Origin of the sequence: Luteimonas notoginsengisoli, from assembly GCF_042648885.1 — a bacterium.
GTDB classification, from domain to species: domain Bacteria; phylum Pseudomonadota; class Gammaproteobacteria; order Xanthomonadales; family Xanthomonadaceae; genus Luteimonas; species Luteimonas notoginsengisoli.
On the sequence record NZ_JBHRYF010000008.1, the window covers coordinates 97,923 to 117,653 of the forward strand.

At 68.9% G+C, this 19,731-nt stretch carries 18 protein-coding genes, 1 tRNA gene and 1 pseudogene; 9 read left to right on the forward strand and 11 right to left on the reverse strand.

The annotated features are described in order from the left end of the window. Positions 1-50: 50 nt before the first annotated feature. The 4 genes from ACFOM9_RS08360 to ACFOM9_RS08375 all read right to left on the reverse strand — a co-directional run bounded on the left by ACFOM9_RS08360 (position 51) and on the right by ACFOM9_RS08375 (position 3,773). On the reverse strand, positions 51-962 hold the full coding sequence (locus tag ACFOM9_RS08360) for a hypothetical protein (protein WP_386708878.1): 912 nt from the start codon (positions 960-962) through the stop codon (positions 51-53). Positions 963-1,246: 284 nt separating this feature from the next. Then, a complete protein-coding gene (gene nudC, locus ACFOM9_RS08365) occupies positions 1,247-2,179 on the reverse strand; it encodes an NAD(+) diphosphatase (protein WP_386708881.1) in 933 nt (310 codons plus the stop codon). A 441-nt stretch (positions 2,180-2,620) separates the two neighbouring features. After that, on the reverse strand, positions 2,621-2,998 hold the full coding sequence (gene erpA, locus ACFOM9_RS08370; RefSeq protein WP_386708884.1) for an iron-sulfur cluster insertion protein ErpA: 378 nt from the start codon (positions 2,996-2,998) through the stop codon (positions 2,621-2,623). A 31-nt stretch (positions 2,999-3,029) separates the two neighbouring features. Beyond that, positions 3,030-3,773: a DUF6776 family protein gene (locus tag ACFOM9_RS08375; RefSeq protein ID WP_386708887.1), complete on the reverse strand. Its 744-nt coding sequence runs from the start codon at positions 3,771-3,773 to the stop codon at positions 3,030-3,032. A 106-nt stretch (positions 3,774-3,879) separates the two neighbouring features. On the opposite strand from ACFOM9_RS08375, the gene ACFOM9_RS08380 reads away from it, so the two are divergent. The 3 genes from ACFOM9_RS08380 to ACFOM9_RS08390 all read left to right on the forward strand — a co-directional run bounded on the left by ACFOM9_RS08380 (position 3,880) and on the right by ACFOM9_RS08390 (position 8,999). Further along, positions 3,880-4,461 (forward strand): DUF4126 domain-containing protein, encoded by a 582-nt coding sequence (locus ACFOM9_RS08380; protein WP_386708890.1) that lies wholly within the window; start codon positions 3,880-3,882, stop codon positions 4,459-4,461. A gap of 180 nt (positions 4,462-4,641) precedes the next feature. Continuing rightward, a complete protein-coding gene (locus ACFOM9_RS08385) occupies positions 4,642-6,456 on the forward strand; it encodes an EAL domain-containing protein (protein WP_386708893.1) in 1,815 nt (604 codons plus the stop codon). Next, on the forward strand, positions 6,453-8,999 hold the full coding sequence (locus ACFOM9_RS08390) for a hybrid sensor histidine kinase/response regulator (RefSeq protein WP_386708896.1): 2,547 nt from the start codon (positions 6,453-6,455) through the stop codon (positions 8,997-8,999). The genes ACFOM9_RS08385 and ACFOM9_RS08390 overlap by 4 nt, the downstream gene beginning before the upstream one ends. A 245-nt stretch (positions 9,000-9,244) precedes the next feature. Here ACFOM9_RS08390 and bfr read toward each other — a convergent pair whose 3' ends face one another. The 3 genes from bfr to ACFOM9_RS08405 all read right to left on the reverse strand — a co-directional run bounded on the left by bfr (position 9,245) and on the right by ACFOM9_RS08405 (position 10,704). Beyond that, positions 9,245-9,721, reverse strand: coding sequence for a bacterioferritin (gene bfr, locus ACFOM9_RS08395; protein WP_386708899.1), 477 nt, complete (start codon positions 9,719-9,721; stop codon positions 9,245-9,247). Positions 9,722-9,831: 110 nt separating this feature from the next. After that, complete coding sequence (locus ACFOM9_RS08400; RefSeq protein WP_386708902.1) at positions 9,832-10,053, reverse strand: (2Fe-2S)-binding protein; 222 nt, start codon at positions 10,051-10,053, stop codon at positions 9,832-9,834. A gap of 93 nt (positions 10,054-10,146) precedes the next feature. Beyond that, positions 10,147-10,704: an RNA pyrophosphohydrolase gene (locus ACFOM9_RS08405; RefSeq protein WP_386708905.1), complete on the reverse strand. Its 558-nt coding sequence runs from the start codon at positions 10,702-10,704 to the stop codon at positions 10,147-10,149. Positions 10,705-10,895: 191 nt separating this feature from the next. On the opposite strand from ACFOM9_RS08405, the gene ACFOM9_RS08410 reads away from it, so the two are divergent. Beyond that, positions 10,896-10,972, forward strand: a tRNA-Met gene (locus tag ACFOM9_RS08410). A 365-nt stretch (positions 10,973-11,337) separates the two neighbouring features. On the opposite strand, the gene ACFOM9_RS08415 is transcribed toward ACFOM9_RS08410, so the two are convergent. Next, positions 11,338-12,039 (reverse strand): VIT1/CCC1 transporter family protein, encoded by a 702-nt coding sequence (locus tag ACFOM9_RS08415; protein WP_386710949.1) that lies wholly within the window; start codon positions 12,037-12,039, stop codon positions 11,338-11,340. Positions 12,040-12,740: 701 nt separating this feature from the next. On the opposite strand from ACFOM9_RS08415, the gene ACFOM9_RS08420 reads away from it, so the two are divergent. Beyond that, the gene (locus ACFOM9_RS08420; RefSeq protein ID WP_386708908.1) at positions 12,741-13,769 is read left to right on the forward strand and encodes an alpha/beta fold hydrolase; all 1,029 of its coding nucleotides are present in this window, start codon (positions 12,741-12,743) and stop codon (positions 13,767-13,769) included. Positions 13,770-13,892: 123 nt separating this feature from the next. Here the strand turns inward: ACFOM9_RS08420 and ACFOM9_RS08425 are convergent. Then, positions 13,893-14,060: pseudogene (locus ACFOM9_RS08425) on the reverse strand (SDR family NAD(P)-dependent oxidoreductase); the annotation flags it as partial. Positions 14,061-14,159: 99 nt separating this feature from the next. After that, positions 14,160-14,759, reverse strand: a complete 600-nt coding sequence (locus ACFOM9_RS08430; RefSeq protein ID WP_386708910.1) for an NADPH-dependent F420 reductase — start codon at positions 14,757-14,759, stop codon at positions 14,160-14,162. A gap of 132 nt (positions 14,760-14,891) precedes the next feature. Here ACFOM9_RS08430 and ACFOM9_RS08435 point away from each other — a divergent pair, with 132 nt between their 5' ends. The 3 genes from ACFOM9_RS08435 to ACFOM9_RS08445 all read left to right on the forward strand — a co-directional run bounded on the left by ACFOM9_RS08435 (position 14,892) and on the right by ACFOM9_RS08445 (position 17,156). Next, the gene (locus tag ACFOM9_RS08435; RefSeq protein WP_386708913.1) at positions 14,892-15,782 is read left to right on the forward strand and encodes a LysR family transcriptional regulator; all 891 of its coding nucleotides are present in this window, start codon (positions 14,892-14,894) and stop codon (positions 15,780-15,782) included. A gap of 361 nt (positions 15,783-16,143) precedes the next feature. After that, positions 16,144-16,500 carry a 6-carboxytetrahydropterin synthase QueD gene (gene queD, locus ACFOM9_RS08440; protein WP_386708916.1) on the forward strand — a complete coding sequence of 119 codons (357 nt, stop codon included), beginning with the start codon at positions 16,144-16,146 and terminating at the stop codon, positions 16,498-16,500. Between the two features lie 257 nt (positions 16,501-16,757). Beyond that, positions 16,758-17,156, forward strand: a complete 399-nt coding sequence (locus ACFOM9_RS08445; protein ID WP_386708919.1) for a phasin family protein — start codon at positions 16,758-16,760, stop codon at positions 17,154-17,156. 245 nt (positions 17,157-17,401) lie between these two features. Here the strand turns inward: ACFOM9_RS08445 and ACFOM9_RS08450 are convergent, their stop codons facing one another. Next, a complete protein-coding gene (locus ACFOM9_RS08450) occupies positions 17,402-18,298 on the reverse strand; it encodes a LysR family transcriptional regulator (RefSeq protein ID WP_386708922.1) in 897 nt (298 codons plus the stop codon). Positions 18,299-18,585: 287 nt separating this feature from the next. Here ACFOM9_RS08450 and ACFOM9_RS08455 point away from each other — a divergent pair, with 287 nt between their 5' ends. Next, complete coding sequence (locus ACFOM9_RS08455) at positions 18,586-19,650, forward strand: YeiH family protein (RefSeq protein WP_386708925.1); 1,065 nt, start codon at positions 18,586-18,588, stop codon at positions 19,648-19,650. Positions 19,651-19,731 lie beyond the last annotated feature (81 nt).

Consider the following 19,731-nt stretch of genomic DNA (forward strand, 5'->3'; position numbering starts at 1 on the left):
GTCCCGCGAGCGGCTTCAGCCGCTTGCACGAGGATTCCTCGCGGCGCGGCTCAGCTCACCCAGCCGGCAACCACGAACAGCGCCATCACCGCCGTCCACACCAGCAGGACGCGCCAGGCCAGGCTCATCGCGTCCTGCAGCTCGGGCAGTTCCGGCGCGACGGCGACCATCGCGCCACCGATCTGGACGCCGGACTCGGTTTCCTCGCTCGCTTCCTCGGCCAGTTCGATCCGGACGCAGGCGCGCGCGGCGGCCGCCAGGAACCCCGCGTCGAGCGCGAACGAAGCCCCGCCGTTCTCGCGCCACGCGGTGAACACCGCGTCGAAGTTGCCCACCAGCGCCATGGCCAGGGTCATCAGCTGCGCCACCGGCCAGTCGAGGAGCTTCAACAGGCCGCGCGCGCCGGAGAGCGTCCCGGCCGGCAGGAGATGGTTGCCGTCGCCTTCGGCGGCGATCGCGGCCAGGCGATACAGCAGCGCCCCGACCGGCCCGAGCACCAGGAACCAGAAGAGCACGCCGAACCAGCGCCGCTTGGCCGAGCGGAACACCGCACCGACCAGCGAGCTGCCGGACAGCGACACCGCTTCGCCGGCAGGCCACAGTCGCGCGGCGGCGGCATGGCGCGTGACCGGGTCGTCGGTCTGCACGATCGCATCGACATCGGCATCGAGATCGCGCGGCCCCCACGCATAGAACAGCACGACGATGCCGAACACGATCGACGGCAGGCCGAATACCGTGCCATCCAGCGCGAGCTGGAACAGCCCCACCAGCAACAGCGGCGGCACCAGTGCGAGGACGATGCCGTAGCGGCCGCGCCAGAAGCCGTCGCCGGGAAAGCGGCCGTCGATCCAGCGCAACCATTGTCCGAACCAGCCGAACTGGCGCACGGCCGCGGCCAGCGGTTGTGCCAGGTGCCCCAGTGCGAGGGCGACGACGACGGCGAGCAAGGTGGTGAACATCGCCGGAGTTTAATGCAGCCACGCGAGGGGGTGCATGGCCGCCAGGGGAGCGCTGGTGGCGGGTGGAATCGGGGTCGTGGTCGCCGTCCGCGATCACTGATCGCTGATCGGATTCGAAGACGAAGCATCAAACGATGCAGGCGAAGTGTGCCGCGCACCCGGCGCCTGCCGGGACGCCGCGGAAAATCGCGCGTGCAGGCGGTCTGGTGGTGAGTGCTTTCGCGAGACTGCGCGACTCCTATCCGCTGGGAAACGCTGATCCTGCATTCCCGTGGACGATTGATTCAGCGCCCTCTGCGCCCCGCCATGTCCGCATGCCAATGCGACACCAGCCACCGCGAGATCGAAATCGACGGCGAGAGCAACAAGCCGCCTTCCGGCGACGCGCCGCGCAACGCGGCATCGACCTCGTCGAAGGTGAACCAGCGCGCGTCCTCGAGTTCGTCGCCGACCACCGGCTCGTCGGGCTCGGCCTGGGCGATGAATCCGAGCATCAGCGACGACGGGAACGGCCATGGCTGCGAGGCGAGGTAGCGGCATTCGCGCACGCGCACGCCGCTTTCCTCGAACACTTCCCGCGCCACCGTCTGTTCCAGCGATTCGCCCGGCTCGACGAAACCGGCCAGCGTGGAATAGCGATGCGCTGGCCAGCCGGCATTGCGGCCGAGCAGCAGGCGCTCCCCGTCGGTGATGGCGACGATGACCGCCGGATCGGTGCGCGGATAGTGTTCGAGCTTGCAGCGCGGGCACCAGCCCAGCCAGCCGGCGCGACGGTCTTCCAGCGCGGTGCCGCAGACCCCGCAGTGGCGATGCCGTGCCTGCCAGTGCAGCACCGCACGCGCCTGGGCGAACGCAGTGGCTTCGACCGCAGGCCAGGTGGCGGCGGCGCGGCGCAGGTCGACCCAGTGCGCGATGTCGGCGACGACCGCGTCGGCGCGCATCGCGAACCAGGCTTCGTCGCCGCGCAGGCCGAGGAACAGCGCGGAGGCGCAGGGATCGCCGCCGGTCGCGGCGCAGGCAAGGTCGGCACCCTCCAGCCTGAGCGGGCCGCCCTCGGCATCGGCGGCGGCGCGGCCCTCCGCATCGACCACCACCACCCGCGACCGCGGCCAGCGGGCCGCCAGCCCGTCGGCGTGGTCACGCAGGTGCTCGGCGCGGTCGAGCGGAGATTCGAGGAAGGCGAACGCCGGCGAATGTGCGGCGATGGGCGATGTCATGCGCGCGGATCCTGTCATCGTGCGGAGGCGCATTCTCCCATTTCGTGCGCGAGGGCCGGGTGCGATTGATGTCAATCCGGAACCCTCGCCCGGCGCTGCGCCCTACCCCTTCCGCTGCGCGGCAGAGACCGGCTAATGCTCTGGGCGCGCTCGACCAGGCGCCGTTGCGCAACGGATTTGCCCGACGCTGAGGATGAAGGGATCCTGGCCACAAACACGATCTTGTGGGAGCGGCTTCAACCGCGAGCTTCCACGGCAGTGGGCATCGGCTGGCAGTTCGCGACGGAAATTCCCCGGCGAACACGCTGGTTGCCACGGGAAGGCATCCGGTCAGGGCTCGCGGCTGAAGCCGCTCCCACAACACGTGCCGCGATGCGCATGCGACGCGCGGGGGCCGCGATGTCGCTGCACGGAGGCGCGACCCGGCCACCATGTCCCGGCCTACACCGTGAAACTGCTCCCGCAGCCGCAGGTGGATTTGGCGTTGGGGTTGCGGATGGTGAACTGCGCGCCGTGCAGGCTTTCGACGTAGTCGACCGCCGCGCCCATCAGGTATTGCAGGCTGAGCGGGTCGACCAGCAGCACCACGCCGTCGGTATCGATGGCCAGGTCATCTTCGCCCTGCTGCTCGTCGAATTCGAAGCCGTACTGGAACCCCGAACAGCCGCCGCCCTGGATGTACACGCGCAGCTTCAGCGCCTGGTTGCCTTCTTCGGCGATAAGCTGCCGGACCTTGGCGGCAGCTGCGGGCGTGAAATCGAGCGGGCGCTGCAGCGACTGGTAACCCGGCGCGGCGTCGTGGACGGCGTTGTTTTCCATGGCCACAGGATGGGGGGCGCGGCCACGCGCTTCAAGCTCCGGGGTCGGAACGCCGCGTCGCATCGGCCCACGGGAACGACTGCTCGACCGCGCTGCCGCTCTTGGGCGCCAGCCGCACGATGACCCGCAGCGGCTGGTAGCCGGCTGGCAGCACCAGGTCGCCGCCGACTTCCTGGAAATACTTGAACGAATACGGGATTCCGGCCGCGCCGGGCTGCTGGCGCAGGTCGTCCCACGACAGCTCGTGGAGCTTGCCGTCGCGGGTGCCCTCGACCGACAGCGTCACCTGGCCGCTGCTGACCGAGCCGCGGTTGAGGTTCTGGGTCAGGGTGGTGGTGAAGTGCCAGGCCTGGCCGGACTGCGGCTGCAACTGCAGCGTGTGCACGGTCAGGCCGCGGCGCTGCCCGGTGGCGCCGACGAACCGCTCGTAGAAGGCCACGTCGGCGCGCAGGCCGGCGATCTCCTCGTCGCGCTCGGCCAGCGTGCCCTGCAGGTCGCGGTTGGCGTCGCGGCTGATCTGGTCGGAGCGCTTGAGGGTGGCGACCTGCTGTTCGAGCGCATCGACCCTGGCGCGCTGGCCGCGGGGCTGCACGACTTCGCCCACCGGGGCGAAGGTGGTCCACAGCCCCCACGCGCCGAACGCCAGCGCGGCGGCGAACACCACGCCCTGCCACAGCGGCCTGCCTGCAGGCGTCCCGCCGGAGGGCGTCGCAGGCATGGCGGTCGCGGGGGCTTCGGGCGGCTGCGGTTCCGGGGTCTGTTCGGTCTCGGCCATCGCCACGGTATAGCGACCGCTTAGCGCCGGCGTCAAGCCGCGGCCGGCTGCGCTAACCTGCGCCGGCGACCCGGCCTCCGCGCGGGTCCGTGCGAGGTGCAGCACCATGACCGAAGCCCACCTGTTCGCGATCGGCGTCCTGCTGGCCTGGCTGGCGGGGATCCGGGTCTATCTCACCGTGTTCGGCATCGGCCTGGCCGGCTTCTTCGGCTGGCTGGACCTGCCGCAGGCACTGGAAGCGACCTCCTCGCCGTGGGTGCTGGGCGTGTCGGGCGTCCTGGCGGCCGCGGAATTCTTCGCCGACAAGATCCCGGGCGTGGACAGTGGCTGGGACCTGCTGCACACGCTGCTGCGGGTGCCCGCCGGCGCCTTCCTCGCCGCGGCGACGCTGTCGCCCGACGGCGAGCTTGGTGCCGGGATGCTCGCGACCGGCGCCGGCGTGGCGCTGACCAGCCATCTGCTCAAGAGCGGAGCGCGGGCGATGATGAACACGTCCCCGGAACCGGTCAGCAACTGGACCGCGTCGTTCACCGAGGACGCGGCGGTCGTTGGCGGGCTGGCGCTGGCCTTCACGCATCCGTGGATCGCGCTGACGCTGGTGGTCGCGGTCAGCGTGTTGTTCGTCTTGCTGGTGTGGTGGGTCTGGCGAAAATTGTTCCGTCGCGCGCCGCGTCCGCAGGCCCGGTAGAGGCCGGGTAAGCGCCGCACCCTGGGGGCTGCCCTGTCCTGATCGAAGTGTGCGGTCCGTAGTAGGCTGTTAACCGACGCATGCGCATAATCGCCGCGTCCACAGGGGAGTCAGGTTGTGCCCGCGTCCACCAGAACCGCTGCCGCGAATGCATCCGGCGGCGCCCGGCAGGGTTCTGCCGTGGCGCCCCCCGGCACGTCACTGCGCGCGGAATTTCCGCCGCCGCATTACTGGCGCCGCTGGTGCGCCGACGCGCCCGAGGCCGTGCTGCCCGCGAGCGAGGAAACCCCCGTCGCGGAGGCCCCGCTGCCGCAGGTGCTGCCCCAGGGTGAAAGCGGCGACGCGCCGTACCGGGTGCTGATCGTCGAGGACGATCCCAGCCAGGCGCTGTTCGCCGAAACGGTGCTCGCCGGCACCGGCATGCAGGCGCGCGTGGTGGGGATCAGCAGCGAGGTGATGGCCGCGATGGATGCGTTCCGTCCCGACCTGGTCCTGACCGACCTGCACATGCCGGGCCTCAACGGCACCGAGATCACCACCCTGATCCGCGCGGACGCGCGCTTCGCGAACACGCCGATCGTGTTCCTGACCGGCGACCCGGACCCGGAAACCCAGTTCGAGGTGCTGCAGGTCGGCGCCGATGATTTCCTCACCAAGCCGGTGCGGCCGCGGCATCTGATCGCGGCGGTGGAAAGCCGCGTGCGTCGCGCGCGGACGCTCGAGCGCCAGCGCAGCGGCGAGGGCCGCCACCCGGTGACCGGGCTGTACACGCGCACCGCGATGCTGCAGCGGCTGGGCGCGGCGATTCCCGACCAGTCGCGCGGCGCGCTGTACTTCGTCGAGATCGAAAATACCACGGCGCTGCGCGACCGCTTCGGCTACGTGGCCCTCGAGGGCGCGCTGGCCGACACCGGGCGATATGTGGGGCAGCTGGCCGGCGAGCACCTGGTGTCACGCCTGAACGACAACACCTTCGTGGTCTATGCGGCCGACGTGGAGGGCGCTGCGCAGGATGCATTCGCACGCACGCTGCGCGATGGCGTCGGCCGCCACGAGCTCGCGATCGATGGCCAGAGGCTGCGCCTGCGCGCACTGGTCGGCTACGCCTCCCTGCAGGAAAACTTCCGCGACGCCAGCAGCGCGCTGGCGGCCGCCGAGCAGGCGCTGCGCGAGGCGCGTCGCCTGCCGGTCGGCGTCGCCGCCCATCGCCCGCCGGAAGCCGCGCTGGTGGAAGCCGATGCCGATCGCGTGGTGATGATCCACGATGCGCTGATGAACGACCGCTTCGAGCTGGCGTTCCAGCCGATCGTGGCGGTCGCCGGCGGCGAGGAAGCGCAATACCAGACGCTGCTGCGCCTGCGCGACCAGGAAGGCGGCGTGCATACCGCCGCCGAGGTGCTGCCGGCCGCGGAGGCGGTGGGCGTGTTGCACGAGATCGACCGCAAGGTGCTGGAGCTCGCGATCAAGGTGCTGGACCAGCGCGCCGGCGAGAACCGCCCGGTGCGTCTGTTCGTCAGCCAGTCGCCGCTTTCGCTGACCCGCGACGGCTACGCCGCGGCGCTGCTCGAAACCCTGTCGGGGACCCGGATCGACGGCCCGTCGCTGGTCATCGACGTGCGCCAGGACGAGGCGCTGGTGCATGCGGTCGCGCTGCAGGAATTCTGCAACGCGATGGTGCCGGCCGGCGTTCAGCTGTGCCTGAGCCAGTACAGCGCCGGCGCTGAATCCGATGCCCTGCTCGCGCGCATGCCGCTGGGCTTCATGCGTCTGGCCGCGCGCTATTCCAGCAGGCTGGGCGAAAGCGCGGTGCGCGACGAAATGCGCGCGGCGATCGAGCGCGCCCATCGGCTCGGGCTGCAGGTGATCGGCCAGCAGGTCGAGGACCCGCAGGCTGCGGCGACGCTGTGGATCAGCGGCGTCGACTACATCCAGGGCAACCTGGTGCAGCACGCGGCCGGCGGCCTCGATTTCGACTTCCAGAATTCGGTGCTGTGACCGTGGTCGTCAGCCGCTCGCGACCTTCCGCCACCATGCTGCGCTGGCTGACGCTCGGCGCGGCGGCCGGCGCCGCGCTGACTCTGGCGCTGGACGTACTGGGGCTGGACGGCCCCTGGCAGGGCTTCGCACTGGTGCTGGCGCTGCTGGCGGTGTTCGCCTCGATCGGCATGTTCATCTCCACGCGCCAGCGCGAGCGCGAGATCGAGGAGGCCGACATCCGCGCCCGCCGCGACGAGGCCGAGCTTGGCGAACTGCAGCGCGAGCTCGACCGCCACACCCAGCTCGAGCAGCAGCTGCGCCAAGCCAAGCAGGCCGCGGAATCGGCGGTGATGGCCAAGGGCGAGTTCCTCGCCACGATGAGCCACGAGATCCGCACTCCGCTCAACGGCATCGTGCCGATGCTGGACCTGCTGATGCACGCCCAGCTCGCGCCAGACCACGCCGAGATGGTGCGCACCGCCTACACCTCGTCGCAGCAGATGCTGCGGATCGTCGACGACATCCTCGACTACTCCAAGCTCGAGGCCGACAAGCTGGTGCTCGAGTCCACCGGCTTCAACCTGCGCGAACTGCTCGAGGCGGTGGTCCAGCTGATGGATCGGCCGGCGCAGAGCAAGGGCCTGCGGCTGTCGCTGAACATCGATCCGGGCGTGCGCCTGCCGGTGCGCGGCGACCCTGTGCGCCTGCGCCAGGTGCTGAGCAACCTGGTGAGCAACGCGGTGAAGTTCACCGAGCGCGGCTCGATCACGATCAACGTGCGCCGGATCGGCGAGACCACCGCCCAGCACCAGCTGCGCTTCGAGGTCCACGACACCGGAATCGGCATCGCGCCCGAAGCCCAGGGCCGGCTGTTCCAGGCTTTCAGCCAGGCCGACACGTCGACCACCCGCCTGTACGGCGGCACCGGCCTGGGGCTGGCGATTTCGCGCCGCATCGTCGAGCTGATGACCGGCCGCATCGGTGTCGAATCCGACCCCGGGCGCGGTGCCACGTTCTGGTTCGAGATCCCGCTGTTGAAAGTGCACGGCGACATGCCGTCGGCCGAGACCACCGCCACCAACGGCGGCCGCCTGCTGCTGCTCAGCGCCGACCCGCGCCTGCGCCTGCGGCTGTCGATGCTGCTGCCCAACTGGGGGCTGCGCGTCAGCTCGGTGGAAACCACCCAGGAGGCGCTCGACCGCCTGCGTACCGCCGCCAACCAGGGCAAGCCGTGGGCGTACTCGGTGGTGCTGGCCGACCTGGCCGGCATCCGCAACACCGCCGTGGCCCTGCATCGCAACATCAGCCGCAGCACGATCTACGGCAACCTGCGGCTGGTCTGCCTGTACGGCGAGGACCCGGTCGCCGACGAGCTGCAGCACAATGTCACCCTGCTCAGCCGGCAGGCGCCCGACGGCGACCTGCGCGCCGCGCTGACCAATACCCGCCCCGCCGCCACGCCCGACAACCTGCAGCGCGAAGCCGCCGCCACACCCGCAACCACCATGGTCACCAACAAAGACGCCGCCACGCTGCGCAAGGCCCGGGTTCTCCTGGTCGAGGACAACCCGGTCAACCTGATGGTGGGCCAGCGCCTGCTCGGCGTGCTCGGCATCACCTGCGACACCGCCAGCAACGGCGAGGCCGCGCTGATGCGGATGTCGGCCTCGCGCTACGACCTGGTGCTGATGGACTGCCAGATGCCGGTGATGGACGGCTATACCGCGACCCGGCGCTGGCGCGAGAGCGAAGCGCTCGCCGCCGACGGCCGCCATCTCCCGATCGTGGCGATGACCGCCAACGCGATGGCGGGCGATCGCCAGAAGTGCCTGGACGCCGGCATGGACGACTACCTGCCCAAGCCGGTCACGCGCAGCGAACTCGAACGCTGCCTGCATCACTGGTGGAATCCGCAGGTCGCGGCGCTCGACGCGCTGGAAGGCGCGGTGTCCGGTGTCGACGAACCCGCGTCGATGACGTTCGACGATGCCGGCGCCGAAGCCGCGGCGCACAGTGCCGCGCCCAGTGCCGAGGCCGAAGTGCCTGCCGCGCCGCCGGCGCCGTGGCAGGCGGCGATCCCCGCCGCAGTCGAGCCGAGCGTTTCCGCCGGCCCGCTGGCGACGCCGACGGCCGCGGCAAGCGACGCCGAGCCGGGCTTCGATCCGCCCATCGCCCCGACGGAACCCGCTCCGTCGCGGATCGCGCCGCCGCTGATCGACCAGGAGGTCCTGGACGAGCTGCGCTCGATGCTCGGGGGCGAAGTCGACCGGCTGATCGATGTGTTCCTCGAGGACACGCCGCGGCTCGTGTCCGCGCTGGAAGTCGCGGCCAGCAGCGGCCCCGACTACGTGGCCCTGCGCGACGCCGCGCACTCGCTCAAGTCATCCAGCGCCAACCTCGGCGCGATGTCGCTGTCGGCCGCCGCCAAGCGCATCGAGATGGGCGCGCGCCAGCAGTCGCTGGACCGTCCCGCGGTTGCGGTGGCGCTGGTCGCCAACGAGTTCCAGCGCGCCCGGCAACAGCTGCGCGCGAGCCAGCGTAGTGAAGCGGATTCGCTGTAGGCACCCGACACCCGCGGGAGCGGCTTCGGCCGCGAACTTCTTGGTGCGTGCCGGGAAACAAGCGCACGGCTGAAACCGCTGCGACGGGATATGCGCCAATTGGCACCGGCAGGCGGGACGGGCGCGTTGCGCGGCCGCCGCCGCACGCGGCAGGCCAAAGTCGATGGAAGAGCGGCTTCAGCCGTGAGCGGGCGTTTCCAGCGTTGGTGCCGGTTGTTGCCAACCTGCCCGCGGGCGCGCGGCGATCAGTCGTCGCCGTCGATCTTGGTCTGCAGGTAGTTTTGCTCGCCGATCCGCGCGATCAGCGCCAGCTGGGTTTCCAGCCAGTCGATGTGCTCTTCCTCGGACTTGAGGATGTCGGTGAACAGCCGGCGGCTGACGAAGTCCCCGACCTGCTCGCAGTGCGCGATCCCGGCCTTCAGCGGCGGCACGGCCTCCAGCTCGAGCGCCAGGTCGCACTCGAGGACTTCCTTCGGGTTCTCACCGATCTTGAGCTTGCCCAGCGCCTGGAAATTCGGCAGCCCGTCGAGGAAGAGGATCCGCTCGGCGAGCATGTCGGCATGCTTCATCTCGTCGATCGATTCCTCGTACTCGTGCTTGGCGAGCTCGTTCAGGCCCCAGTTCTTCAGCATCTTGGCGTGCAGGAAGTACTGGTTGATCGCGGTCAGCTCGTTGTAGAGCGCCTGGTTGAGGAACTTGATGACCTGTACATCGCCTTGCATGGCACGTCTCCGCGTCTCGTTCACCGTCCACTCTAGCGCCATCGCACCAGAGCTGACGAAACGCGAATCGTATGCATCCGGACCGGCGCGAACAATGCCGGGAGGGGGAGTCAGGCGGCGTGGCGGATGCCGGGGAAGTCCACGACGGTGTCGCGCTGGGGCTGCAGCTCGGCGCGGGCCTGTTCGAGCACGGCAGTGGCCGTGTCAACGCAACTGCCGCAGCAGGCGCCGCAGCCGGTGCGCATGGTGAGTTCGGCCATGCTGCCGCAGCCGGCCTGCGCGGCCTGGCGGATGTCGTGGTCAGTCACGCCATTGCAGATGCACACGTACATGGGCCGGGAGACGCTGCCATTGCGGAAACGACCGTCATTCTGGCCCTGAATGAGAATGATTGTCAATCATGAACGGCACACACCGTTCGGCTTTCAGGCGCCGCGTCCCGTTTGCCGGCGCAGGGCGGGCCGCAGGCGCGGCTCCTGTCGCGGCTGCGGAATGGCGCGATGCCCCGCGATCTGGCGGGCGAACGGAGCCAGATGGCGCAGCGCGCTGGCGTAGACGCCACGCTTGAAGGTGACCACGTGCTCGAGCGGATACCAGAAGTCGACCCAGCGCCAGTGGTCGAATTCGGGCTTGTCGGTCCCGTCCAGGCGCAGGTCGCCCTCGCTGCCGGTGAACTGGAGCAGGAACCAGACCTGCTTCTGGCCAATGCACACCAGCTTGTCGTTGCGGCGGATCGCGCGCTGCGGCAGGCGGTAACGCAGCCAGCCGGGCGTCGCGCCGAGCACGGCGACGTGGTCGGCACGCAAGCCGGTTTCTTCCTCCAGCTCGCGGTACATCGCCTCCAGCGGCGTCTCGTCGGTGTTCATCCCGCCCTGCGGGAACTGCCAGCCATCACGCCGCACGCGCCGCGCCCAGAAGACGCGACCGTCGGGGTGCATCAAAACGATGCCGACATTGGGCCGATAACCGTCCGGATCGATCACGATGCGGACTCCAGATTCACTGTGTCCGACTCTGCCACGGCCACGCCGGGCCGACAAGCCGCGGGGCTGTGAATTGACGCCGCGCGCGGGCCCGGCAATAATTCGCGGCTTCCCTCGTGAAGTCCGTCTCGGCCTTGGGCTGGTCCGGAAACGGGCCCATGGCCCGCAGGCAGACGATGGAAGTTGATCCTGGCTATGTAGCTCAGACGGTTAGAGCGCGAGACTCATAATCCCGAGGTCGGTGGTTCGATTCCACCCATAGCCACCAGATTCTTGCCGAAAAACAAAGTGTTGGACGTCAAAGCCCGCCATCGAAGCGGGCTTTTTTGTGGCAGAACGACTGGCATGCCTGAACCGAGGTCGCCGCTGGTGGCGACGGGGTTCCGAAGGCGTTTGCCCTTCGCCACGCCCCTGGCGATACAGATGCCTGGTCCTGACGGTCAGCTAATCGCAGGGGCCTTTGCGTGGCGCCGATCTACCAACGGCCTGCCGCCCGGCAGGCTCGCATCGATCGCGCGGATCTGCCCCGGCAGAGCGACCGCCGCAGATCCAGACGGGGGACGCATCGAATCGAGTCGCCCGTAGCGCGGTGAAGAAGCATCCGCGCGCAGCTGGGTCCTCGATCGGGCCGCATCAAGCGCTGACGCCGAAAAGCGCGCCCACGGCGGCCGTCGAGGCCATCGCCAGCGCGCCCCAGAACGATACCCGCAAGACCGACCGGGCAACGGGCGCGCCACCTGCACCCGCCGCCAGCCAACCCAGCAAGGCAAGACAGCACAGCGAACCTGCAGCGAGCCCCCAAGTCAGCGCCGAAGCAGGAAGGACCAGCACCAGAATCAATGGAAGCGCGGCGCCGGCCGCAAAGGTCCCCGCCGAGGCGAATGCCGCTTGCACCGGTCTGGCTGCCAGCGTGTCGGAAATGCCGAGCTCGTCCCTGCCGTGTGCGCCCAGCGCATCGTGCGCCATGAGCTGGGTGGCAACGCTCGACGCCAGCGGTCTGTCCAGCCCGCGCCGGATGTAGATCATCACCAGCTCTTCGTGTTCCTGTTCGGGGTTTGCCGCAAGCTCCTTGCTCTCCCGCGCCAGATCGGCTCGCTCGGTATCGGCTTGGGAGCTGACGGAGACGTATTCGCCGGCAGCCATCGACATGGCGCCGGCGACGAGTCCGGCTACGCCGGCCACCAGCATCCCCCGGGTCCCGGCACCCGCGGTCGCGACCCCCAGTACCAGGCTCGCGGTGGACACGATGCCATCGTTCGCTCCGAGGACGGCAGCGCGGAGCCACCCGGTTCTGTGGGACCGATGGCGTTCACTGTGCGTCATGTGCTTCTCCAGCAGGGAAATAACGGGCGCGTGGATACGCGCGGCTCATAGTCTTGGCGCACGAGCATTCCAGCGGCGGCACCTTAATCGCCCGGGCGACTGGACGGACGCCTACCTTTGATTCCGCCATCGGGCATGCCGTCGCGGCACGCGGTCCGGTTGGCATGGCGCCGAAGCTTGAACGCGAGAGGCCGGCCTGACGTGTTGGCAGCAACAGCGCAAAACCTACGCCGAATGGCGCAGTGTTTGACGCCGAAAGCACCAAGAACGCCTTATGCACTGCCTGTTTAGGGGTTAGGGCCACCGCGTCCGCAATTTTGACCGTCCACTTGGCTGAAACCTGGTCGCAGCGCCGGCGCAGTCCGCTTAGACTCAGTCGAGCCGCCCTCAATAGCCGAGTTTTTCAACGGAATAGGTCGGAAGCAGTCGCCGACCTCGCTGCAGGCGGCGTCATTCCGGTGGGGCTACGCCGGGCTGTCCGAGTACCTTCAGCAACGTAGATCACAGGCCACAAGGCGCAACCCAACGCCGCGAGATTTCGGGCGAACCGCAATAGTCTCGACGCCCGCTATCCTCCGAGTCTGCATCGCACCCGAGCGCTACCGGCACTGATGAAAACGCTGATTTCCGTACTTCTGTCCGTCGCCCTCGCGGGCCTGTCCATGCCCTCCCCGGCTTCCGAAGCGCCGGGGCCGCACGATCGCGCGGAGGCAGTGCGCATCATCGCCGACCTGCGCAAGGTGGTGGCCGACAACGGCCTCGAGCGGCTGGAATCGGTGCGGATCGGCGGCATCGACCAGTGGGTATCGATACGCGGCAGCGACCGTCGCAACCCCGTGCTGCTGATGCTGCACGGTGGACCGGGATGGGTGGCGATGCCGACCAGCTGGTACTTCCAGCGCGGCTGGGAGGAGTACTTCACCGTGGTCCAGTGGGATCAGCGCGGCGCCGGGAAGACCTACGTGGCCAATGATCCGGACACCCTGGCGCCGACGATGACGCGCGAGCGCATGGTCGCCGACGCCGAGGCAATGGTCGCCTGGCTGCGCAAGGAGTTCGGCAAGGACAAGATCTTCGTGCTCGGCCATTCGTGGGGCAGCTACCTCGGACTCGAGCTGGCGCAACGCCGGCCCGAGTGGCTGCACGCCTACATCGGCATCGGCCAGGTCACCGACGCGCCCGAGAGCGAGCGGCGCGGCTGGGCCTGGACATTGCAGCAGGCGCAACGCGACGCGAACACGCAGGCCGTTGCCGAACTGGAGGCGCTCGCTCCTTATGCGCAGGGCGCAGATCCGGTGCCGCTGGAGAGCCTGTTCAAGCAGCGCAAATGGCTGAACCACTACGGCGGCATGGTGTACAACCGCAGGGGCGGCGATGCCGAAGGCGCGGCGGTGACACTGTCGCCCGAGTACTCCGACCTCGACGTCGCCGGAATGTGGAAAGGCAACGACTTCTCGATGCAGCACCTGCTGGCCGACGTGCTGACGCTGGACATGTCGACGGTACGCGAACTTGACGTTCCGCTGTTCCTGTTCCTGGGGCGCCACGACCACAATGTGTCCTCTGCGCTGGCCGCCGAATGGTTCGCGACGGTGAAGGCGCCCCGGAAGCGGCTGGTCTGGTTCGAGCAGTCGGCCCATGAAGTCATGATCGAAGAGCCGGGCAAGACGCTGGTCACGCTGGTGCGCGATGTCCGCCCCATCGCCGAACGTGCGGGCGACGTCAGCCCGGATGGCATGTAGCCTCGAGACCTTGCCCAGGCCGATGCCCTTCGGGAGCCTGACATTGCCCGGCCGGACCTGCCTGGCTGCGCCAGGGCATCTACCACGAAGATCTGCTCGCATCGGGCGCCGGGCGTCGCGTTGCGCGCGGGCGTTGGGACCGAGGTCGGCCACCGCGGCGTCGAGCGCGTCCTGCCGGCGGCCGAAGATGAAGACGGTGGCGCCTTCCTCGATGAAACGCTTTGCCGCCGCGCGGCCGATGCCGGTGGCGCCGCCGGTGATCACGGCGGTCTTTCCGTTGAGTCTGCTCATGTCATTGGAACCTCGATGCAGGCGTGTGGTTGGGGGTGTTGTGGAACGGTGATTCGCACTGGGGGCGAATCAGGACCTGCCGTGATCGCCGCGCACCGCTCAGGCCTCTTTCCGGATCAGGTCCTGGAAAATCAGCGGCCCCCAGACGCGTCCGCGCGCCTGCACCAGCGTGCCGCCTTCTTCGAGTTTCCCGAGATTGACGGGCGCGAAGCCCAGTCGCCTTGCAAGCTCCGCGACCTGCGCTGTGGCAGCTTCGTTGTCGCCCGACAGGAACACGACCCGGTGGCCGCCCGCGACCTTGGGATCGGTGGTCAGCGTGGCCGCAAGCAGATGATTGAAGCCCTTGACGACCTTCGCGCCGGGGAAAGCCCTGGCGGCGAAGGCGGTGGACGGCAGGCCGTCCAGATCTTCGACCGGCGCATTCGAATTCATCGCGTCGATGATCGTTTTTCCCTCCCAGTTCGGGAGAACCTTGGCGATCTCCGGGTGCCCCTCGTACAGGACCGCCAGGATGATCACGTCCGCCTTGAGTGCCTCCTGCAGCGTCTTGGGGACGACCGTGGGGCCGATGGCCCGTGCCTGGGGCAACAGCGCTTCGGGTGATCGACGGCTGGCGACGGCGACTTCGATGTTGTGGCGGGCGAAGGCGCGGGCGAGGGCCTGGCCGATGGCGCCGAAGCCGATGATTGCGTAGTTCATGAGCGTGTCCTTTTCGGTGGGGGATGAAGGGGGCAGACCCGTGCGGGCCTGCCACCCCACCGATCTGGGCCGCTTGACGCATCAAAACAATTGGCGAAACATCGCTAGATACCATCTAGTTTTTGGATACGAATGCTCGACAACGTCACCATCAACCAGCTGCGTGCGTTCGTGGCGGTGTGCGACCAGGGGAGCTTCTCGGCCGCGGCGCGGAAGCTCAGCCGCGCGCAGTCGGCCATCAGCCACGCGGTCAAGGCGCTGGAAAGCGCGTTCGATGTCGAGCTGTTCGAGCGCAACACGCGCAAGGCGCAGCTCAGCGCGGCGGGGCGCAGCCTGTTGCCGGACGCGCGGGCGGTGATCTCGCGCCTCGAGGAAATGAAGAACCGCGCCGGCGCGATCGCCCGCGCGGGCGTGCCGCAGGTGTCGGTGGCGGTCGATGCCTACTTCCCGCGCGCCCGCCTGGTCGACTGCCTGCGCACGCTGCAGGCGGAGTTCCCCACCGCGGCGATCAGCCTGCGCATCACCACCATGCAGGGCGGCGAGGCCCTGGTGCTCGAACGGGCATGCGCCCTGGCCATCACGATCGAGAACGTACCGGAGGTGAACCCTGATGCGATCGAGCGCAGCTGGCTGTGCGAGGCCGACATGGTGACGGCATGCGCCCCGTCGCACCTGCTGGCTTCAGTACCGGGCCCTATCCCCATGGACGAGTTCGGCCTGCACATCCAGGTCGTCGTCACGGACAACCAGCCCGGCGCGGAAAAAATCCAGCAGGGCGTCGCCGGCAAGCGGCAGTGGCTAGTCAATGACCTCAGCGCCAAGCGCGACCTGCTCAAGGCCGGTCTCGGCTGGGGACACATGCCGCGTCACCTCGTCGCCGAAGACCTGGAGAACGGGCAGCTGGTTGAGCTGAAGCGTCGCGCCTGGCACATCCGTTCGTTGACCTTCGTGGTCTCGCAGCGGCGTGGCTACGACCTCTCGCCAAGCGAATCCCGCCTGGTCGAGATTCTTGGCGAACCCTAGCGTCAAACCGAATGCAGGGATGCCGCTTTGCCCGCCCAGCAAGGTGGACGTGACGGTGGCGTTCCGTAGCGAGTGCGCCCTGGGCCGCGCTTCACCAGCTTCAAGCAGCGGCGAGCAGCAGTCGCGTCGCGGAGACACTCCAATCGCGCTGCGAGCTTGCCTTCCCGGCACATCGCTGCCGGTGCACGTGGTTGATCTGGCAACGTTGCGCGAACATCATGAGCTTTGGCAGGACAGTCGGCTCGCGCGCTTCGACGGCACCCATCGCCAGCCACGCACGGACCATCACCCCCGCGGATTTGCGGGTATTTCTTTTTCCGGACCCGCCGCCCGCCGACGACGTCCCCGCAACCGGCATCCCATGGACATCTTCAAGAGCTTCACCATCGAGGCCGCGCACCGGCTGCCGAACGTGCCGCCCGGACACAAGTGCGCGCGGCTGCACGGGCATTCGTTCGTGGTCGAGCTGCACGTGTCGGGTGAGCCGGGCGCAGACAGCGGCTGGGTGATGGATTTTGGCGACATCAAGGCCGCCTTCAGGCCGCTGTACGAGCAGCTCGACCACCATTACCTCAACGAGATCGGGGGCTTGGAGAATCCGACCAGCGAGCGGCTGGCGACCTGGATCTGGGAACGACTGCAGCCAGCCCTGCCCCAGCTGAGCGAGGTGGTCGTGCGCGAGACCTGCACCTCCGGCTGTCGCTACCGCGGGCCTTAAGGCCGGTCCGGCCCGGTCTCAGCCCTCCGTACCGCCCGAGGCGGCGATTCCACGGCTGCCGCGCGGAACCCGCGTCGTTGGTCGGCCTGCCGCTGCCGCAGGCATTCAACCCGGACGGCAGGCGGCCCGTCCGCAACGCGTTGATATCCAAAGAATGAATGGCTCCACCGGGCGATGTTGCATTGCAACAAACGCGGGGTTATGCTGCACCGCACAAATACCGGCAATCCCTGTCGGACATCTAGCAGGAGCCCGCCATGTACCAGGATTTCAACCAGCAGTTCGCCGCTGCCTCGCGCCAGTTCGCCGACACCGCCGCCCAGGTCAACCGCCTGGCCCTCGAGAACGCCGAGAAGGTCTTCGGTCTGCAGCTGGCCGCGTTCGAAGAGAACGCCAATGCCGCGTTCGCCTTCTGGGGCGAAGTGTCGGAAGCGCGTGATTTCGACGGCCTGAAGGCCGTGCTGCCGAAGGGCGTGCAGGTTGCGCGCGAGAACGTCGAGCGCGCCGTCAGCACCGGCCAGGAAGTGTTCGGCCGCACCCTGAAGACCAACGAAGCCATCGCCCAGATCGCCAAGGCCCAGGTCGAGTCGGCCAGCGCCAAGGTCCAGGCCAAGGCCGAGGAAGCCGTCAAGGGCGCGCCCAAGGTCGGCAAGTAATCCAGCTTCAATCGGCCGGTTCCGGCCACGCGGTCTCTCTCCCGCGTCGAAAGCCCGGCAACCCAGGTTGCCGGGCTTTTTTGTGCCCAGTGCTTTTGCGGGAACGGCTTCAGCCGCGAGCCGCGCGTGCCCGCGAAATCGCGGGAAGACCGGGAGGGCCGGTTCCGGCAGGGCGCAATTCCCTCCGCGCGAAACCTCGCCTCTCCGCAGGGGAACCCAACGCGACAGCCCGGCGGCTGGAGCGCCTACGCCGATTCCGATTCCACCAGTTCGACGAACGCCTGCAGCGCCGGACCGCGCGGGCGGGCGGCGAGTTCCAGCTGGTAGAGCGGGCGCAGGATTTCGGCGTCGCCGGCCAGGCGCAGAATGCGCACGCGGTGCATCGCCAGCAGGTCGCGCACCACGATCGCCGGCAACAGCGCGATGCCCGCGCCGGCCGCGACCGCGTGCGCGATCGCCTCGTTGCTGCCCAGTTCGATCAGCCGCGCGGGCTTGATGCCGCGCGAACGCAGCAGCCGCTGCGCAACCTGTCGCGTCCCGGATCCGGCCTCGCGCAGCAGCCACGTTTGCCGCGACAGTTCGGCCACCGAAGCGTGCCGCTTCGCGCCCGGTTTCGCATCGGCGGCGACCACGACCTGCAGCGACTCGTCACGCCAGCGCGTGGCGACGATGCCCGGATCGTCGACCACGCCCTCGACGAATGCGATGTCGACGCGACCCTCGGCGATGGCATGGCCGATGCCGGCCGTGTTGCCGACCAGCAACTCGAACTCCACCCCCGGGAAACGCTGCACGAACGCCGCCACGTGCGGCGGCAGCCAGTAGCCGGCGACCGTGGTGCTGGCGCCCACGCGCAGCGAACCTTTCCGCAAGTCCACGCGGTCGCGGACGTCCGCGATTGCCGCGCGCTCCATGGCGAAGATCGCGCGCGCATGCTGGTGCAGCGAGGCGCCGTGGTCGGTGAGCACCACGCCGCGACTGCGCGCGGCGCCGCGCTCGAGCAGCGGCAGGCCCAGCTGGTATTCCAGCTCGCGCACCGCCTTCGATACCGCCGGCTGGCTGACGTGCATCGCCTCGGCGGCCCGCGAGAACCCCTGGTGCTCGACCACGGCCAGGAAGACGCGCAGCAGGTGCAGGTTCATCGATAACCTGAATTCATCGAATCCTGAATTATATGTATTGGATTCATCCGAAGCACCCGCCTAGCCTGACGCCTCGCCACAAGCTGCATCCGCATCCGCGCGGGGCGGCGACGAGCGCAAGTCCCGACGACAAACGACCCAGGGCCGGTCCTTCGCAAGCGCGCGGACCGACCTTGCTGTCGATGCCAGGCCGCTGAAGCCCCTTCGCTCCCGCGTGGGAGACGACGGGCACGAACTCGCGAAGCACCACGCCGCCCGCAACCGACACCGCCACCGACTTCCACGCCATGCACGCCACTGCCACAACGCTGCCGCTGCCATCCCGCCTGAAACGCTATGCCAGCCTCTGGCCGGGACTGGCGCTGGCCAGCGCGGTCGCCGGTGCCGGCATGCTCGCCGCGCGGCTGCCGGCGCTGCAGGCGCTGGGACTGAGCGCGCTGACCCTGGCGATCGTCTTCGGGATCGCCGTCGGGAACACCGTGTTTCCCGCCATCGCCGCGCGCAGCGGGGCCGGCGTGGACTTCGCCAAGGGCATGCTGCTGCGCACCGGCATCGTGCTGTACGGATTCCGCGTCACCTTCCAGGACATCGCCGGGGTCGGCGTGGAAGGCGTGCTGATCGCCGTGGCCATGGTGGGCCTGGTGTTCGGGCTGGCGGTGCTGCTGGGCACGCGGGTGTTCAAGCTCGATCGCGAGACCGCGATGCTGATCGGCGCCGGCAGCGCGATCTGCGGCGCGGCCGCGGTGATGGCCGCCGAGCCGGTGGTGCGCGGACAGGCGCACAAGGTGTCGGTGGCGGTGGCTACCGTGGTGGTGTTCGGCACGCTGGGGATGTTCCTGTACCCGTGGCTGTATCCGCACCTCGGGCTGGACGAACATGCGTTTGGGGTCTATGCCGGCTCGACGATCCACGAAGTGGCGCAGGTGGTGGTCGCCGGCCGCGCGGTGGGCGAGATCGCCGGCTCCGCGGCGGTGATCGAGAAGATGCTGCGGGTGATGTTGCTGGCGCCGTTCCTGCTGCTGCTGTCCTCGCGCCTCGCGCGCGAAGCGGGCGCGTCCGGCGGCCGCAAGGCGGGCATCGTGGTGCCGTGGTTTGCGGTGCTGTTTGTCGCCGTCGCCGGCTTCAACTCCCTGCAGCTGTTGCCGGCGAGCGTCGTCGACGCGCTGGTGCAACTCGACACGATCCTGCTGGCCATGGCGATGGCTGCGCTCGGCCTGCGCACCCACATCGGGGCGATCCGCCAGGCCGGGTTCCGGCCGCTGCTGCTGGCCAGCGCGCTGTTCGTGTTCCTGCTGGTGGGCGGCTATGCGGTGAACGTCGGCATCCATGCGGTGACGGCGGCGTTCTCCTGAAGTAGCCTTCGGACACGATAGGCGGAGGGCAAGACCGCGAGGTTTGCGGCAACCTGCGATCCGCCGCTGCGACGCGCCCAA